General features: G+C 58.4%; 16 protein-coding genes. 11 read left to right on the top strand and 5 right to left on the bottom strand.

The genetic code is table 11. The features are described from left to right. Positions 1-159: 159 nt before the first annotated feature. The 5 genes from ACR0LZ_RS15065 to ACR0LZ_RS15045 all read left to right on the top strand — a co-directional run bounded on the left by ACR0LZ_RS15065 (position 160) and on the right by ACR0LZ_RS15045 (position 6,262). Positions 160-1,368, top strand: coding sequence for an aminotransferase-like domain-containing protein (locus ACR0LZ_RS15065; RefSeq protein ID WP_480750661.1), 1,209 nt, complete (start codon positions 160-162; stop codon positions 1,366-1,368). 44 nt (positions 1,369-1,412) lie between these two features. Next, positions 1,413-1,799: a hypothetical protein gene (locus tag ACR0LZ_RS15060; RefSeq protein WP_480750660.1), complete on the top strand. Its 387-nt coding sequence runs from the start codon at positions 1,413-1,415 to the stop codon at positions 1,797-1,799. A 164-nt stretch (positions 1,800-1,963) separates the two neighbouring features. Next, positions 1,964-5,419: a chromosome segregation SMC family protein gene (locus ACR0LZ_RS15055; protein ID WP_480750659.1), complete on the top strand. Its 3,456-nt coding sequence runs from the start codon at positions 1,964-1,966 to the stop codon at positions 5,417-5,419. A gap of 9 nt (positions 5,420-5,428) precedes the next feature. After that, positions 5,429-5,842, top strand: a complete 414-nt coding sequence (locus tag ACR0LZ_RS15050) for a hypothetical protein (RefSeq protein ID WP_480750658.1) — start codon at positions 5,429-5,431, stop codon at positions 5,840-5,842. Between the two features lie 60 nt (positions 5,843-5,902). Further along, the gene (locus tag ACR0LZ_RS15045; RefSeq protein ID WP_480750657.1) at positions 5,903-6,262 is read left to right on the top strand and encodes a hypothetical protein; all 360 of its coding nucleotides are present in this window, start codon (positions 5,903-5,905) and stop codon (positions 6,260-6,262) included. Positions 6,263-6,275: 13 nt separating this feature from the next. Here the strand turns inward: ACR0LZ_RS15045 and ACR0LZ_RS15040 are convergent, their stop codons facing one another. The 3 genes from ACR0LZ_RS15040 to ACR0LZ_RS15030 are packed head-to-tail and all read right to left on the bottom strand — an operon-like array spanning position 6,276 to position 9,396. After that, complete coding sequence (locus ACR0LZ_RS15040) at positions 6,276-7,328, bottom strand: ABC transporter substrate-binding protein (RefSeq protein WP_480750656.1); 1,053 nt, start codon at positions 7,326-7,328, stop codon at positions 6,276-6,278. Continuing rightward, the gene (locus tag ACR0LZ_RS15035; RefSeq protein WP_480750655.1) at positions 7,328-8,701 is read right to left on the bottom strand and encodes a sensor histidine kinase; all 1,374 of its coding nucleotides are present in this window, start codon (positions 8,699-8,701) and stop codon (positions 7,328-7,330) included. The genes ACR0LZ_RS15040 and ACR0LZ_RS15035 overlap by 1 nt, the downstream gene beginning before the upstream one ends. Continuing rightward, positions 8,698-9,396, bottom strand: a complete 699-nt coding sequence (locus tag ACR0LZ_RS15030; RefSeq protein ID WP_480750654.1) for a response regulator — start codon at positions 9,394-9,396, stop codon at positions 8,698-8,700. The genes ACR0LZ_RS15035 and ACR0LZ_RS15030 overlap by 4 nt, the downstream gene beginning before the upstream one ends. A gap of 113 nt (positions 9,397-9,509) precedes the next feature. Here ACR0LZ_RS15030 and ACR0LZ_RS15025 point away from each other — a divergent pair, with 113 nt between their 5' ends. The 4 genes from ACR0LZ_RS15025 to ACR0LZ_RS15010 all read left to right on the top strand — a co-directional run bounded on the left by ACR0LZ_RS15025 (position 9,510) and on the right by ACR0LZ_RS15010 (position 13,133). Beyond that, a complete protein-coding gene (locus tag ACR0LZ_RS15025; RefSeq protein ID WP_480750653.1) occupies positions 9,510-10,475 on the top strand; it encodes a Bug family tripartite tricarboxylate transporter substrate binding protein in 966 nt (321 codons plus the stop codon). Between the two features lie 63 nt (positions 10,476-10,538). Next, complete coding sequence (locus ACR0LZ_RS15020) at positions 10,539-10,970, top strand: tripartite tricarboxylate transporter TctB family protein (protein WP_480750652.1); 432 nt, start codon at positions 10,539-10,541, stop codon at positions 10,968-10,970. A 15-nt stretch (positions 10,971-10,985) separates the two neighbouring features. After that, positions 10,986-12,524: a tripartite tricarboxylate transporter permease gene (locus ACR0LZ_RS15015; RefSeq protein WP_480750651.1), complete on the top strand. Its 1,539-nt coding sequence runs from the start codon at positions 10,986-10,988 to the stop codon at positions 12,522-12,524. Positions 12,525-12,746: 222 nt separating this feature from the next. Then, positions 12,747-13,133, top strand: a complete 387-nt coding sequence (locus ACR0LZ_RS15010; protein WP_480750650.1) for a metallopeptidase family protein — start codon at positions 12,747-12,749, stop codon at positions 13,131-13,133. Positions 13,134-13,454: 321 nt separating this feature from the next. On the opposite strand, the gene ACR0LZ_RS15005 is transcribed toward ACR0LZ_RS15010, so the two are convergent. Further along, positions 13,455-14,471 carry a nucleotidyltransferase family protein gene (locus tag ACR0LZ_RS15005; RefSeq protein WP_480750649.1) on the bottom strand — a complete coding sequence of 339 codons (1,017 nt, stop codon included), beginning with the start codon at positions 14,469-14,471 and terminating at the stop codon, positions 13,455-13,457. A gap of 169 nt (positions 14,472-14,640) precedes the next feature. On the opposite strand from ACR0LZ_RS15005, the gene ACR0LZ_RS15000 reads away from it, so the two are divergent. Beyond that, a complete protein-coding gene (locus ACR0LZ_RS15000; RefSeq protein WP_480750648.1) occupies positions 14,641-15,042 on the top strand; it encodes an XRE family transcriptional regulator in 402 nt (133 codons plus the stop codon). Positions 15,043-15,068: 26 nt separating this feature from the next. On the opposite strand, the gene ACR0LZ_RS14995 is transcribed toward ACR0LZ_RS15000, so the two are convergent. After that, positions 15,069-16,871 (bottom strand): adenylate/guanylate cyclase domain-containing protein, encoded by a 1,803-nt coding sequence (locus ACR0LZ_RS14995; RefSeq protein ID WP_480750647.1) that lies wholly within the window; start codon positions 16,869-16,871, stop codon positions 15,069-15,071. A gap of 64 nt (positions 16,872-16,935) precedes the next feature. On the opposite strand from ACR0LZ_RS14995, the gene ACR0LZ_RS14990 reads away from it, so the two are divergent. Further along, positions 16,936-17,421 carry a hypothetical protein gene (locus tag ACR0LZ_RS14990; RefSeq protein ID WP_480750646.1) on the top strand — a complete coding sequence of 162 codons (486 nt, stop codon included), beginning with the start codon at positions 16,936-16,938 and terminating at the stop codon, positions 17,419-17,421. Positions 17,422-17,437 lie beyond the last annotated feature (16 nt).

Here is a 17,437-nt window from a genome sequence, read left to right as displayed (position 1 = left end):
GCAGAACTCGTTCGAATTGGTAAGAACACATGACCACGGGGCGTCAGATTTCGCAAGATCGGTCCTTTGCTGATCACGAGGATTGAAACATTAGGTCAGATTTATTGACTTTATTTTTGGCCTTCCTAGGCTCTGCAATCGCATTGTCGGAGAAAAGCCATGTCATTGGACCAGATATTTGCAACCCGTGCGTCTCGCATGAAGGCATCGGAAATCCGCGAGTTGCTCAAACTGCTGGACCAGCCGGGCATCATCTCTTTTGCCGGCGGTATTCCTGACCCGGCGCTTTTCCCCGCGGACGCCTTTGCCGAGGCGTTTGCCACGACCCTTGATCCTGCGCATCAGGCGCAGGCGCTACAATACTCAGTAAGCGAAGGATACCACCCGTTGAGGCGCTGGATCTCAGAAGAGATGGCCCGAATCGGGATCGTTTGCGACATCGACAACATCCTGATCACGTCAGGTTCGCAGCAGGCGCTCGACTATCTGGGTAAGCTGTTCCTGTCGCCGGGGGACACAGCGCTGGTTGGCTGGCCCACATATCTTGGGGCATTGGCCGCATTCAATGCCTACGAACCGCGTTTTGACCAATTGTCGATAAATGGCAATCGTCCCGCGTTGGATTATCAAGATGCCGCGCGTCAGGCGGGTGGGCAGGTCAAGGTCGCCTATCTCTCACCGGATTTTGCCAACCCGACCGGCGAAACCGTCGATCTTCGCGGACGCAAGGCGTTACTGGATTTGGCCGAAGAACTGGATTGCGCCGTGATCGAGGATGCAGCCTACCAGTCGCTGCGCTATGATGGCGAAGACGTACCACCGATGCTCGCCTTGGAAATTGAGCGGAAAGGGTCGATTGAAGACTGCCGCACTATCTATTGTGGCAGTTTTTCGAAAACCCTTGCTCCGGGTTTGCGCGTGGGCTGGGCAGTTGCGGCCAAGCCGGTCATATCGCAGATGGTATTGCTGAAACAGGCGGCCGATCTGCATTCTTCGACTATCAACCAGATGGCAATCGCCCACGTCGCGGAAAACTGCTTTGAAACGCACATTCCCAAGCTGCGTGCCGTCTATCAACGGCGGAGGGATGCAATGCTGGACGCTTTGGTGCGGCACGTGCCAGACGGCGTGAAATGGACCCGTCCAGAGGGCGGCATGTTCATTTGGGTTACGTTACCGGCAGAGATGAATGGGGCAGATTTGTTGGCACGTTCGCTGGACACCGTCAAGGTCGCCTTTGTTCCCGGCCAGGCGTTTTTTGCCGACGGGTCCGGGGCCAACACCCTGCGGCTGAGTTTCTCCTGTTCGGACGAACCAACGATTCAGGAAGGCATCCGTCGGTTGAGTCAGGTCCTGTTGTCGGCATAGCTCGTTGGAAACATTCCGTTAACCAATAACTGCGACTGGTAGGCATGCTGCGTTGTCTGCCCTTCGTCCTCCTCGCTTCCTGCGCGACAGCCACCCCTCATTTCAAGGGCGTTACGCCAACGCGTGTCGATATCGACGGCAGTATATTCGACGTGAGGGTAAGGGGCAATCTGGCTGAGGCTGTTCGGGTCAACGGTCAATACGCTCCCCGGCTGGGGCCGATCCGCCAGCGCGCAGGGATGGCGATGGCCCAGGTTTCCGGATGCGAAGTTCTGGACGTTCTGGGCGATTCCGCCGTGACCACCGGCATTCTCGGATGCGACAGGGCTACAGGAGAGAAGCTGTTGCAGATTGCCAGGTCCACGCCCAACTACGATTGTTTCGAAGTCGCCGGTCCCTACTACACAGATTTTGAGTGCTACCCTTACTAAGGTCCCTGAACTGGGGGAATTGGCAAGATCCTGAACTGGGGGAATTGGCAAGATATTGTGGATAACTGGCGCGATTGCGCCATATACAGCGTATCGGCGTTGACACAGGCCCCTTCCATTGCGCAGACTCGGACACCTACGGGAATCAAGGGACAGGTCCACCGTTGCGTTTCAACAAGCTCAGACTGACCGGCTTCAAAAGCTTCGTCGATCCGACCGATCTGATCATAGCGGACGGTTTGACAGGCGTGGTCGGCCCAAACGGCTGCGGCAAGTCCAACCTGCTTGAGGCACTGCGCTGGGTAATGGGTGAAAACCGTCCCAAGGCGATGCGCGGCGGCGGGATGGAGGACGTGATCTTTGCAGGTGCCGCCACCCGGCCCGCCCGCAATTTCGCCGAGGTGGCGCTGACAATCGACAATTCGGAACGTCTGGCCCCGTCTGGCTTCAATGACAGCGACCAGTTGGAAATTATCCGTCGCATCACCCGAGATGTCGGCAGTGCCTACAAAACCAACGGCAAGGACGTTCGGGCGCGTGACGTTCAGATGCTCTTTGCTGACGCCTCGACAGGTGCGCATTCGCCGGCGCTGGTCCGTCAGGGCCAGATTGCCGAACTGATCAACGCCAAGCCCAAGGCGCGACGTCGCATTCTGGAAGAGGCGGCGGGGATCTCGGGTCTCTATCAGCGCCGGCACGAGGCCGAGCTGAAGCTGAAAGGCACCGAAACCAACCTCACCCGCGTCGATGATGTGTTGGAACAACTGGGTGCGCAGTTGGCGCAATTGGCACGCCAGGCCCGACAGGCTGCGCGCTATCGCGAAATCGGAGAACAGCTGCGCCAGGCCGAAGGCATGCTGCTGTATCGCCGTTGGAAGGAAGCAGATCTTGCCCGCCAAATGGCTGAGGACAAGCTGCGCGAACGTATTACCGAGGCGTCGAGGGCCGAGGCCGGGGCGCGGCAGGCCGAAGCGGCACGTGCAAAAGCCGACGAGGTTCTGCCACCACTGCGCGAGGAAGAGGCAATCGCTGCCGCCATCCTGCAGCGCCAGCAGGTTCAGCGCGATGCGCTTGCCGATCAGGAGACCCGCGCCCGTCAGACCATCGAAACCCTGACGGCCCGCATTCTGCAACTGGCCCGCGATATCGAGCGCGAGACCGGCTTGAATCGTGACGCGGGCGAAACCATAGAGCGGCTGGAATGGGAATCACGCGAACTCGCGAAAGCCGCCGAAGGTCATGGTGACAAGCTTGCCGAGGCTGCCGAAACCGCGCGCGAAGCGGCGGCGGTACTGCAGGAACGCGAAAATCACCTGTCTCAGGAAACCGAGGATATGGCCCGCCTCGTCGCCCGCCACCAATCGGCGCAGCGCCTAGTCGAAGACAGTCGCAAGACTTTGGCGCGTTCGGAGACCGAAGAGGAGAAGGCTCGTGCCGCGATGGACGACGCCCACGAAGCGCTAAGCCGCGCGGAGGAGGCGTACGGGGCGGCTCAGGAGGCCGAAGAAGAAGCCCGCGAAGCCGCCGAAGTGGCCGAAGAGGCGCTCGCCGCTGCCGATGAACTGCGCAGCGATACGCAAGCGCGCGAGGCAGATGCGCGCGCCAAGCGGTCAGAGGCCGAAGGTGAACTTGGCGCGATCCGCGCTGAAACCAGCGCATTGGCCAAGCTTGTGGCACGCGACACTGCCGAGGGCGGGCAGGTGATGGACCTTCTTCGTGTCGATCCTGGCTTTGAAAAAGCTTTGGGTGCGGCTTTGGCTGACGATTTGCGTGCTCCGGTGGTCGAAAGAGACGGCCCGTCCGGTTGGGTCAAGGTGCCCGGCTATGATGAAGACCAACATTTGCCGGATGGAGCGGAACCGTTGGCTTTGCATGTCTCGGGTCCCGACCGTCTGAGCCGACGTATTGCTCAGATCGGCATCGTCGAAACAGAACAGGGCGCGCGGCTGCAGCCCCTGCTGAAACCCGGGCAGCGACTGGTGTCGCAATCGGGGGATCTGTGGCGTTGGGACGGATTCCGTACCTGGGCCGAAGATGCGCCAAGTGCTGCCGCGATGCGCTTGGAACAGTTGAACCGTCTCGAAGCGCTGAAACAGGAACTGGCCCGCACCGAAGCACAGGCCGATGGTGCCCGAGCCGCCCATGACAGCCTGTCGCGCAAACTGGCCGAAGTGACCGAGGCCGACCGCCGCGCTCGCGAGGCGCGCCGCGCTGCCGATCAGCGTGTGGCCGAAACCGCCCGCTCGCTCAGCCGTGCTGAGGCGGATCGAAATCTTGCACAGGGCAAGCTGGAAACCCTGTCCTTGTCAGTGGACCGCCACAAGGAAGACGCCATGGCCGCCCGCGTGCAACTGCGCGAGGCCGAGGGCGCCTTGGCGAGTTTGGGCGATGTCAACAGCGCCCGCGCCCATGTCGAGGACATCAAGCAGACAGTCGAAGCCGCGCGGATCACGATGTTGACCCACCGTTCGACCCATGACGAATTGCGCCGCGAGGGCGAGGCGCGCACGCGCCGCTCTCAGGAAGTGGCGAAGGATCTGAGTGGCTGGCGGCATCGGCTTGAAACTGCAGGCAAGCGGATTGGGGAACTGACCGAGCGAAAGGCAGCCTCAGAAGAGGAGTTGTCCGAAGCCATGGCGCTGCCGGGAGAAATTGCAGAGGCCCGCGAAAATCTGAACGAACAGATCGAAGCCGCCGAGGCGCGACGGGCCGAAGCAGCTGATCGGTTGGCTGAGGCCGAAAACCAACAGCGCGCCGCCATTCTGGCTGAGCGTGAGGCGGAACGATTGGCCTCCGAAGTGCGCGAGGCACGGGCCGCCGCCGAAGCGCGTTGCGAGGCGGCGCGCGAAACAGTTCAGACCGCGGCGGAGCGGATCGCCGAGGATCAGCAACTGACCCCCAACCAGCTATTGAACCAGTTGGATGTCGATCCCGACCGGATGCCGTCGGCAGATGCGCTGGAGGCCGAGGTGAACCGCCACAAGCGTCAGCGTGATGCGATGGGCGCGGTAAACCTGCGAGCCGAGGAGGACGCTCGTGAGGTTCAGGAAGAATACGATACTCTGAATTCCGAGAAATCCGATCTGGAAGAGGCGGTAAAGGCCCTGCGCAGTGGCATCTCAAGCCTGAACCGTGAGGGGCGCGAGCGGTTGTTGACGGCGTTCGAGCAGGTGAACACCAACTTTGCTATGCTGTTCAAGCATCTGTTTAACGGCGGCGAGGCCAATCTGGTCATGGTCGAAAGCGACGATCCATTGGATGCCGGCCTGGAAATCATGTGTCAGCCGCCGGGCAAAAAACTTTCGACTCTCAGCCTTCTGTCGGGGGGCGAGCAGACGCTGACCGCAATGGCCCTGATCTTTGCCGTGTTCCTGGCCAACCCAGCCCCGATCTGCGTGCTTGACGAGGTGGACGCACCGTTGGACGATGCCAACGTGACCCGGTTCTGCGACCTTCTGGACGAAATGTGCCGCCAGACCGACACCCGTTTCTTGATCATTACCCACCACGCGGTGACGATGGCACGGATGGACAGGCTGTTTGGCGTGACTATGCAGGAACAGGGCGTCAGCCAGTTGGTCTCGGTCGACCTCAAGAAAGCCGAGGCGATGGTCGCCTAGACAATCAAAGTGGCAAAACGTCAAGATTTCTGCTATCATCTTAGTATGTTAGTTGTACTTATGTTTTGTGTTCTGGCGATCATGTCCGCGCCGTCGCAGGCGCAAGACATCCAATCTGCGCAGTTCTGGTCTATGGGCGGCGAAACTGCCTACCCGACCACTCCTCGTTTGTCTAAATCCCTGCTGCTTGACACTTCGACCAGACACGCACCAGTTCACCACGCGCATTCGCTGAGGGAACGGTTTGGCGATGGGATTTCAATTGGAATGGTTCAGTTCAAATGGCACGGCGCATTTTGCGTCAGCCTTCGAAAGGTGTTCAGCCGTTGTGATTTTCTGATCGAAAAAGATCAGCTGATGCTCTATTCGCGAAAAGGGACCGGCCAAATGCGCCTGCGGGTTCAGTTCAGCGTGCGGCCTTAAGTCGGTCTGCTCACCGCATCGTTACTCCCTGTCCAAGGCAATGTGCGCCAAAATCGCCCAATGAAAACTGTCGCCGTATTTTTCTTGTTGTCCGCGACCCCGGTCGCTGCAGCCGATTGGCATACCCGTCCTGGGGACGTCCCTCTCAGCCACGAAGAACTGAAAAATCTCCCTGGCCAAACGTTGACGTTCTATGATGATGGTCAATCCAAATACTCTGCCGGAGGTGCCTATTCCTATACTTATTCGCTGGCAAACGGCGGTGGGACTGCGTTTGGAACATATCGGATTGCAGAAGATGGCAGCGTCTGCACAGAGTTCCAAAATGGGTTCAACAGGTGTGATCTCTATGTTCGCAACGGTGGTCGTCTGATCCTGATAAACGAGAAAGGCGAGCGCTATCCGGTGCGATCCAAATAACATGCTCGGTCGATCAACGGGATAGTGCCTGTTGCCATCGTGACAGGAATTGGGCTGATTTCATCCGGTCCATAGCAACAAGGAGTGGTGGTCCAAGCTGTATCAATCGCGTTCTGGCGGTCGTTTCCTCTAACTCATCCGCGGAAAACGGCGCCATGGAGGGGGTCACCAGATGAGATTTTGTCATCATCAGTTGCCCTTCTGTGGACAGTATGTAATCCAAAAACGCTGTGGCGTGTGGGCTGGGCTGGCTTCCTGGCAGGATAGCAGCCCGTGACAGGATCAGCGTGTAGTCTTCCGGTGCGACGATGCCGAGTGTGGGGTCAGCGGTCGCAGCCTCGGCTGCGTATGACCCCAGAACGTTGTAGGCGACCAGATAATCACCGTTGCTCACGCCTGAAATGATCTCGGCCGAACAGCAGGTTGCGACGGCGCCGGATCTTGCAAAGGCTTCCAGCAACCCGCCAAAACTCGTCGCCTCTTGCGAATCCATGTAGGCAAATAGATATCCAAGCCCGGAGGATTCAATGTCATAAGTGGCGACTCGCCCGGCATAGGGCGATCCGTCCGGCCTCAGCAGATCTAGCAGATCGAAACGGGTGCGCGGGACCTCGTCCGGTGGCACCAGATCCCGATTATAGACCATCACCGCCGGTTCACGTGAAATGCCCCAGACCTGGTCACGCCAGCGCAGCGATTCTGGCAGGGAACGGGTTTCCGGAGACATCCAGGTTGCTGCGCAGTTGTCGTTGACCAGCTTCACAACCTGATGAACGCCGGAGCTGATCACAATATCGGCTCCCGCCGCTCCAATAGTGCAATCGCGTGCCGTCTGGGTGTAAAGTTCGTTTGATCCCCATTGTTCATATCGGATCGACAGATCCGGTCGTGTGGCAAGAAAATCGGTGATGGTTGGCGCAAAAATCGAAATGTCGGTTGTCGTGCGAAGGGTAAGGCTGATTACGGCATCAGGTGGGCCAAACATGCGAACGTCTTCTTGCGCGCCTGCCGGACTTGCCATGAAGCCGAAGCAAAGCAGGATCGCAGAGATGATACAGCGGATCATCAGGCCACCTTTCCGGGCAACACGATTGAGGCACGGAATCCTTGCGCACCCGCCTCCATCTCCAGCCGCCCGCCAAAAGCGTTGGCCACTGCTTGGGCAATCGACAGGCCAAGACCCGTACCGCGCGCGCTTCGGGTTGTGAATCTTTGACCATGAGCCTTGAGGATGTCAGCAGACGGGCCTGGACCGGAATCCTGCACCCAAAGGCAGACCGTCTTTCCGCTCTGATGAACGCCTATCGTCACCGGAGAGCGCCCGTGTGCCAGTGCGTTGCCAAGTAGATTCTTGGCCGCCTCGGTCAGGGACAGCGCGTCGGCCATGACAAACACAGGCGTTTCGCCGATCTCCAACCGGATTTCGGCTTGCGGTGCGAGTAGGCGGTAGTCGCCCTCCTCGAAGATATCAAGCGCAATGTCTCGCAGGTCGACTTGTTCGCGGCGGGCTGCATCGCCACGATGGATGACCATGGCACGCGACAGCATCTGATCCAGCAGGTGACTGAGGCGAACCGTTCCGTCATGAATCTGTTCCACGATTTGAGCGCGTTGGGCCGCGTCGGTTTCGTCCGCGGCCAGATCAGCCTGAGCACGCAGAGCAGCAACCGGTGTGCGCAGCTGGTGGGCGGTGTCAGATATAAGGTTCTTCATTGTCGCGAACTGCTGATTCAATCGGCCCATGAAACCATTGATGGCCTGCACCATCGTGTCCACTTCACGCGGGACCGATGCGTCGATGCGGGTCAGGTCGCGGGGGTCTCGCGCCGTCAGACTGTTGGCAAGACGGTCGAGCGGGCGCAGCGACCGGCGCACGACAACAACCGCAAAGGCGAGCATGGCCAACCCGCCCACGGCGAGCCCGCCGAGCGCATTCCGTGTGATGTCGAATGCCAGTTCGTTGCGGGCAAGCATCGTTTGTCCGACGACAATTTCGATCTGCCCGGAAAAGCGGCGTTCGGCAAACCTTCTCGTCACCCTGATGAACCGAGCCGCCTCGCCGCTGATCTCAGCATCATACATAACCGTATCCGGCGCATTGTCGGGCGGAAGTGGAAGGCTGTCGTAACCCGTCAGCACTTGGCCATCCGGGCCGCGCAGCTGATAGGCGACGCGATCGTCGGACGCGAGGGCCAGAAGTTCAAATGCCGAAACCGGCAGATCGACGATGGGCAGGCCGTCAATAACCGAGACCGAGGCTGCAATGTCATTGGCGGCACCCATCAGCAACCTGTCATAGGCCTCTCGCGCCGCCGCACGGCCATAGGCAAAGGCCGCCATTGAAAGGACCACGCCCCCGATGATCAAGAGCCCGGTCAAACCGATTACCAAACGGGCCGATAGCGACAGGGACGGAGTGGTGCGGGCAGGTTTGGTCATGGAATCCGATCGCGCTCTTCCACAGCGTCAGTCGCGTCCAGTTTGTAGCCAAGCCCGCGCAGGGTTTGAATCTCGACATTGCCGCCAGCCAGCCGTTTGCGCAGGCGCGCCACGTAAAGCTCGATGGCGTTCACCCCTGGCGCCGCGTCATCAAAGGCGTAAAGCCCATCGATCAGCCGCTCTTTTGACAGAACCTGCCCGCGGTTCTTAACCAGAAGCCCCAGTAGTGAGAACTCACGCCGGGTCAGATCAAGGGGCCGACCGGCAAGCGTGGCGATGCCGGACGTCGCGTTATAGCTCAGCTCCCCCACAATCTGTTCGGCTGATCTGTCAGCCTGTTCGCGGCGCAGGATTGCGTGAAGCCGTGCTTCCAGTTCGCGATGATCAAAGGGTTTCACCAGATAATCGTCAGCTCCAAGGCTGAAGGCCGACAGCTTGTCATCGACAGAGAACTGCGCTGTCAGCATCAATACCGGGACGACCTGCCCGGCGCGCCGCATTTCGCTCAAGAGGTCTGTTCCGGCGCCGTCGGGCAGATTTATATCCAATATGACGGCATCATAGGATTGAACCTCGAAACAGGCCCGCGCATCGGCCAGGTTCGCCGCCAGATCACAGGCCATCCCCGAACGCGACAACCGCCGTTGGGTGGCCTCGGCCAAATCCTCGGAATCTTCGACCAGCAGAACCCGCATCCGCCCTCCTTCCTTTCGAAAAGGATGTGACAGGTTGGTGACAGCTTCAACCTGTATTGTGCTCGGGAACTTCGGCTGAGGAGATGAGCCGGAGACCACAGAGGAGAAATGTTATGGCATTAAATCTGGTTCGCGCGGCCATTGCGGCTGCGGGTCTTGGCCTTGCTACCGGCGCCGCGGCGCAGGAATGCATCGCGCCAGCCAACCCCGGCGGAGGATGGGATTTCACCTGCCGGCAAGTGGGCAAATCGCTTCAGGATCTCGGGCTGATCGACAAGACGATGCAGGTGGTCAATCTGGCTGGCGGCGGCGGCGGCGTGGCTTTTGCCGAGGTGGTCAACAAGCGTGGCGATGACAACGAGCTGATCGTTGCGGCCTCGTCGGCTACGGCAACCCGCCTGGCACAAGGGGCCTATCCCGGCAACACAATGGATCAGGTGCGCTGGCTGGCCTCGATCGGTGCCGATTACGGCGTGATCGCGGTGTCCAAGGACAGTCCAGTTCAGACGCTTCCCGAGCTGCTAGACCAGATCAAGGCGGACCCGACCAGTGTGTCGATTGCAGGCGGTTCAGCCGTGGGAGGCTGGGATCACCTGAAAGTACTGATCGCCGCAAACGCCTATGGGATCGACGATGTGCGCAGCGTGAAATACATTGCCTTTGACGGCGGTGGTGAGGCAGTGACACAGTTGCTTGCCGGTTCGGTTCAGGCCTTCACCGGTGATATCTCAGAGGCCAAGGGGTTCGTCGATTCAGGCGATATCCGCGTTATCGCGGTGCTAAGTCCTGAACGTTTGACAGGCGAATTCGCGGATTTCCCGACGGCGAAGGAACAGGGCATTGATGCAATTGGCGCCAACTGGCGTGGTTTCTATGCGCCCGGTGGCATGTCCGACGAGGCCTATGGAGAATGGGTCGAGAAGATCGGGACCCTCTACGCTTCGGACGAGTGGAAAGAGGTGATGGCAGCCAACGGTCTGGCCCCGCTTGACCTGCAAGGGGCCGATTTCCAAGCCTTCGTGTCCGACTCCGTGGTGCAGATCCAGCAGATCTCGCGCGACATCGGAATCATCAAATAACGCTTTAACCACGTGCCGTGGCGGGGCCGTGCCCTGCCGCGCACCCAATTCAGGGAGAACCGCATGAGCGATCGCATTTTCGGAGCCTTCGGCATTTGTCTGGCACTGTTCTATGCATGGGCGACGCTGCAGATTGAAGAAAGCTTTCTGTCGGACGCCGTCGGGCCGAAAACCTTTCCGCTCGCAATTGCCGTGATCCTGGGCCTGTCCTCGCTTGCTATTTTACTGCGCCCCGATGCCGAGCCGGAGTGGCCAAGCCTCGCGCGGCTGGCCGAGATCTTTGCCGCTGTTGTGGTGATGGTTCTCTATGCAGAATTGCTTGGCTCTCTGGGCTTTGTCATCGCCACTGCATTGGCTGCCACCTACCTGACCTGGCGGCTTGGAACCGGGCCACTGCAGGCGGTTCTGGTCGGCGTTTTGACCTCGGTCGGCATTTACGTCGTATTCAAACTCATTCTTGGACTGTCGCTTGCACGCGGTCCGCTCGGATTCTGAGAAAGGGATACTCTGATGGACATTCTTGCCTCGCTCGGCGACGGCTTTGCCACCGCACTTTCCCTCCAGAACCTCGCGCTTGCCCTGCTTGGCACGTTTCTGGGGACTATGATGGGCGCTTTGCCGGGGCTTGGCCCCTCGAACGGCGTCGCCATCCTCATTCCCTTGGCTTTCACGCTTGGGCTAGGGGCTACGCCTTCGCTGATCCTGCTCACCTCGGTCTACTACGGGGCCATGTATGGAGGCCGGATTTCCTCGATCCTTCTCAATATACCCGGAGATGAGCCAGCGATGATGACGTGCCTGGACGGCCATCCGATGGCGTTGAAGGGACAGGCGGGCGAAGCGCTTTCGTTATCTGGTGTGGCAAGCTTTGTCGGCGCATTTCTGGCCACCTGGGGCCTCATCCTGCTGGCGCCGCAACTGGTCAAGTTTGCCCTGCTCTTCGGCCCCGCCGAATATTTCGCGCTGTTCGTACTGGCCTTCGCGACGCTAGGAGGCGTGTCGTCAACCAATCAGGCGAAATCTGCCTTTGCCGCGATGCTAGGGCTTGGTCTTGCCGTGATCGGGGTAGATACCCAGACTGGCGTGCCGCGGCTGACTTTCGGCGAGGTGCATCTCTATGATGGCCTCGACTTTCTTGTTGCCATCGTCGGGCTGTTCGCCTTGTCAGAGGTCTTTATCTTCCTCGAACATCGCCACGGCGAGGCCGACGCCGATAGAAAAAAAGTTCAGGTGGGTCGATTGACGCCCTCGTGGAGCATGTTGAAATCGACCTTTGCCACCATGCTGCGGGCATCCGGTCTGGGCTTTATCGCGGGCGTTTTGCCGGGTGCGGGGGCATCGCTTGGGTCTTTCATCTCCTACTCGATGGAAAAGCGGTTGGTCGACCGGAAAAACAGCTTCGGCACAGGCGACCCGCGAGGGGTGGCCGCGCCCGAAGCGGGAAACAATGCCGCCGCCGGTGGCGCGCTGGTGCCCATGCTGGCGTTGGGTGTGCCGGGATCTGGTACCACGGCGGTGTTGCTAGCCGTTCTTCTTTCGCTCAATATCACGCCTGGCCCGTTGCTGTTCTCACAGAACCCGGATGTTGTCTGGGGGCTGATCGCCGCACTTTTCATTGCAAACTTTATGCTTCTGGCCATGAACATACCAATGGTCGGGCTGTTTACCCGCGTACTCATGGTGCCACCGCGTATTCTGATGCCGATCGTGGCGATGGTTAGTTTCGTTGGTATCTACGGAATCTCGGGTTCATCATTCGACTTGTTGGTCATGATTGGCTTTGGTGTGATGGGCTGGGTCTTGCGTAAGCTTGATGTGCCGCTGGTGCCGGTGATTCTGGGGACGCTGCTGGGCAACACGATGGAAAACAACTTGCGTCGCGCGGTTACGATCTCGAACGGGGACTACTGGACGCTGGTCGACAGCGGATTGTCGATTGCCCTGTGGGCGGTTGCTATCGCAGGTTTCATCTTGCCGCTTTTCGTGGGTCGCATCGTCAAGGCCCGTATGCACGCCCGCCGCGATACCGAAGGATCGACGGCGGATTGAGAAGGTGCCGAGTCTCCGTTTTAAAATGCCAAGCCGTTGTAAAGGTCTGTGCTGCGATGGCCAACCTTGTTGGTGGCACCTGGTCATGATCCCTTGGACAGCAGCCAGATGGGTTATTGAACGACGGCCAAAACCCAAGCAGAGCGGCCAACTACGGCGCTTGGTTTTGCCACATTGTGTTTCATGCTTCACTGTGCCGCTCCCAGATGCCATATCCGTGGCATGCAAAACGACCTCGACCACTTTGAGAAGATCGCCCGTGATACCATCGCCTCGCTGCCAATGGCGTTCCGTCCCGCAGCCGAGGCCGTCATCCTGCGCATCTCCGATTGGCCGACGCCCGACATTTTGAATGAACTGAGTATCGCTGATCCCCTTGAGTTGACTGGGCTCTACGAGGGGATACCGATGACCGAGAAATCGTTTTCCGATGTGGCGCTACCAGCAGATTCCGTCTGGCTCTTCCGTCAACCCATTCTGACTGAGTGGCGTGAGCGTGGTGACGTCGAACTGGACGAGTTGATCGCCCATGTCGTAATTCACGAGTTCGCCCATCATTTCGGCTGGTCCGATGAGGACATTGCCGCAATCGACCAATGGTGGGCTTAAACGCAATCTGGTCTCGATTACAGCATATGCTTGGAAAACCGTCTCAAAAGGCTCCTTGACGCCGATGACGGTCAAAAAAAGGGGCAAGTTAACAACAAACCGGAAAACAAAAAAGGCCCAGTCAGAGGCCTTGTTTTATTGGTCGGAGTGAGAGGATTCGAACCTCCGGCCCCTGCCTCCCGAAGATCGGCGCAGGTGGCCAAGTTATTGATTTCTGGTCAAAGTCACCCTGTTTTTCAAGTTGGATTTCCAAGTAAACCAACCAAATTCGGGTTCGACAGGTTCATTGAACCTAAGAGCACTGTCTACACTGGAGCCGCACTAGAGCTGGTCCAATAGCATGGCGCTCTCTCGCATCCGGCTGAGTGATCCCTCGATCCTCTCGCGCCACTTCGGTCCACGTGACATGGCGTCTTCGTAGGCGTCACGCAGCTCGTCCGGTCGGTCCTGGGCCAGCACCTCGATCAGGAAGGCCGCCTGACGCCGATCTTTCTCAGATTTCAGGGCATCGTCTCCCGTGCGCCGACGGTTCGCCACGATCAGCTTGTGAATGGCGAAGCGCTCGGGCTGAGGGATCTGGACCAGCACGCCGCTCCGGTATGTCACCGCCGCCTTGATCGGAGCGGCGATCAGGTAGTTCAGGTGGTGCAACGCCTGGGCATCGACACCAAGCGCGGGAAGTTCGCAAAATCCCTCATCCGGCTCGAAGGACGGGGTCAGAAACTCTACCAGCGTGTTGCCCCTGGTCTGCTTCCAGCGCCAGGTTCGATCCGTCTGCAGACTTGGTTGGGGCGCGAACGCAAAGTCCCGGAATACATCCTCCAGCGGTGGTGAGGCCGCATCCTCCAGCGCCAATGACAGGCGCGAAAAGCTGGCGATGTCAAGGTCATCGGTGTGTGCCATCATGTCCATGCCGAAGCGGATGCCCAATTCGCCTTCATACAGGCGGAAGGCATGGGTTCCGACGACGGTTCCACCCAGCCGAAACACACCTGATGCGGCCATGGCAGAAAGAAGGCTACCTGTCGCTGCATCCAGATTGAGGAAACCCTCGGCGCGAAGGAGGCGCACGAGGCGGGTGCGGTTCTTTCTGCGCTCACCCTCCTGATCTTTTAAGGTTTCGTGTCTCTTCAGGCGTGCCTGCAGCTCTTCGCTATCCTCGCCGATGTAGCGCTTTCTCACATCGGATCCGACGCGGTATGTGTCATACCAATAGACTTTGCTGTTCCGCTCGACGCGCGTGGGAGTGCCTCGGATGTCCGAGACGGCATCATCCTGCAGCGATCTCAGCAGGTCATGATAGGCGGCGTGTGCGACGGATGAGTGTCTTTTGAACATTTCAGAGGTGCCCTTGTTCTACAAAAGCGGGTTTTGTTGAACATATGACATGTTCAACAAAATGAAAAGGCGTTGAACATCAACGTGCTTCCCGCCACGCATTCCCATTCAGATCATCGCTATATCGAACACATGCAGCACGTGCTGCAAAACTACTAAGAGGATAGCGATGACTAGGAAACCGCATGAGGACACACGGTTGGCGAGATATGTCGAACGTCGTGTGCTTGAACTGAAACCGGTGAAATCCCAGCTGCAGATTGCAAGCGAAGCCGGATTTCCCAACCCCAACATGGTCACGATGATCAAGAACGGGACCACGAAACTGGCACTGGACCGTGTGCCGTCGATGGCGCGTGCGCTGGACTGCGATCCCGGTTACCTGATGCGCCTCGCACTTGAGCAGGCGGTAGGCGATACCTCGGCTCAGGCCATTGTCGAGATCTTCGGCACCCCCGTGACATCGAACGAATTGGGCTGGCTGGAAGTCATTCGGGAAGCTTCCGGCAACAGCGATCACCGGCTCACCGGTAGGTCGCAGGCAGCCATCAAGGCGATCTTCGGGAAGTAGGAAATCCCGACGCCTCTTCATCACGCTTATTCTGGCAGACCTACCTTGCGCAGGCCCATTGCAATGCGAGACAAGTCTGCCGGGTTACTGTAGGCCAACTCCCCAATGTATTTTGCGATGGAAAAGTTCGGATCGATCCGCAGGATGTTGGCGACGGGATTCCGAGCGTCGTCTACCCGACCCTCTTCACCGAGTATTGACGCGAGCCCAACCTGGGATGCCAAGTTATCCGGATTTCTATCGACAGCGTTTTGAAATGCGATGATTGCATTCTCGTTCCGGCCGAGAAGACGACAGGCCGTGGCCAGAACGTAGAGATACCAGCTGGGGTATATCGGGCATAGCCGCATTGCCCGCTTGATCAACTCGAAAGATCTCTCAGGTCGTCCAGACTTGCTCAGAACGACGGCGGATGTCGCAAGATTTTCGGAAAGGCTGGGAGACAACTCGACGGCTTTCTCTGTCATCATAATGGCTTTTTCGAATTCCCTTCTCTCCAGATGGCATAGCCCCAGGATCGCGTAACCGTCAGCAAAGGAGGGATCCAATTCCAACGCCTTTCGTGCGCAGGCAGCGGCAGAATCGAGTGCAGCCTCACGTTCCACCTCGGAAGCAAGTGCTGTTGAAAAATCGGCTTGATGAAAGTGAAACCAGCCAAGCGAGGCCCATCCCATCGGGTATTCCGGGTCGAGTTTTGGGGCTCTAGTAAGCAGCCTGCGGGCCTCGGCTCGGCCCTCTGGCGTCAGCGCGGTCAACGCCTCCATACCGAGACGGACGCATTCCCAAGCTTCCACGTTTCTAGTGCCGCCGGACCAGATGCGTATCTGCTCACCGCCCTTAAGATGCACATCCAGGGCCAGGGCAACTTCTCGGGTTATGTCGTCCTGGATTGCGAAAATGTCTTCCAGTTCACGGTCGTAGCGCTCAGCCCAGATATGGTGTCCGGATGTTGCGTCTATGAGCTGGGCCGTCACGCGGACGCGGCTGCCGCCCTTGCGAACGCTGCCCTCCAGCACATAGCGGACGCCCTGTTCGCGGCTGATCTGCTTCACATCGACTGCCTTGCCCTTGTAGGTGAAGCTGGAGTTCCTCGCGATCACGAGCAAGCCGCCAATCTTTGAGAGCGTGGTTATGATGTCTTCCGTGATGCCGTCAGAGAAGAATTCCTGCTCGGGATCGGTGCTCATATTGTCGAAAGGTAACACAGCTATGGACGGAGCCTCGGGCAGAGAGAGGTCGATTCCAATGCCATTTTCATCGGGCATTGCCGTTTTGGCCGGCCCAGCTTTGGAATTATGCGACGTGGTAGCCACCGGAGCCAGCGCCGCGCTGTAAACCCGTAAAGGTTCAGGAATATTCTTGACCTGGTGTTCTCCCCGATAGTCGAATGGGACGGCAACTTTTCCCTTGATATGGTCGAATACGGTGCCGGAAATCCAGACACCGCCCGGCTCGGCCAACTCCTCGATGCGAGCAGCGATATTCACTCCGTCGCCATACAGATCATCACCATCGATAATCACATCTCCGAGGTTGATGCCGATGCGTTGAACAATCCGCCGGTCCTCGGGGACGTCGGAGTTTCGTTCCGCCATCGACTTCTGGAATTCAACGGCGAAGGATACGGCGTCGACAACGCTGCCAAATTCCATCAACGTGCCATCGCCCATCAGCTTGATCACGCGACCGCGATATTTTGCAATCTTTGGTTTGATAAGCTCTGTTCGCAAAGCCTTGAGTGACGCCAACGTTGCGGTCTCTTCAACAGCCATCAAGCGGCTATATCCAACGACATCGGCAGAAAGGATCGTCGTTAACCGTCTTTCCAAGGCCAGCCTCCCTATAGGACGACACTAACCCACAGCCAATTTGGAATCTATGTGCAAAAGGAGGTTGCTCTTCAGCAACTGCCCAAGTTGGCCGGGCGGCAACCAGTGGAAGAAAAAATTCCATTGGCCAATTCGCGTGATTGGTAGCTTCTTCCTCCTTCCCGGCATCCATGGTTTGCAGAGCGTGGGTCACAATTCGATGAAAGCCCAAGGCAGCGCTTGGCGGAAATCAAAGCCCGAGCGGGCGATAAATCCGATGCAAGGTGATCTATTAGCGGCAACAGGTGAGGTTGTTAGTTGGCTGGTCGTTCATCAGCATGGTATGTATCGGTGTTCGCTGTGTTCGAGGAGATTGAATATGCAGAAGTTTTATATTCTGACGGCATTTAGCACGTTTATGGGGATTTCTGCTTGCGATGAGGTCAATACCGACTTCGAGCGTGCGGTTGTTGGCGCGGCAATTGGCTGCGCCGCCGGGGAAGTTCTCGTCGATGGCCGCTGCGTTGAGGGTGCCATCGTGGGGGCAGGCGTTGGTGTCGTAACCAACTAGAGCTCAGTGCAACCGA

The organism is Ruegeria sp. CI1 (genome assembly GCF_056536925.1).
Note: the sequence above shows the minus strand (reverse complement) of the source record. Positions and strands in the feature narration are given on the sequence as shown.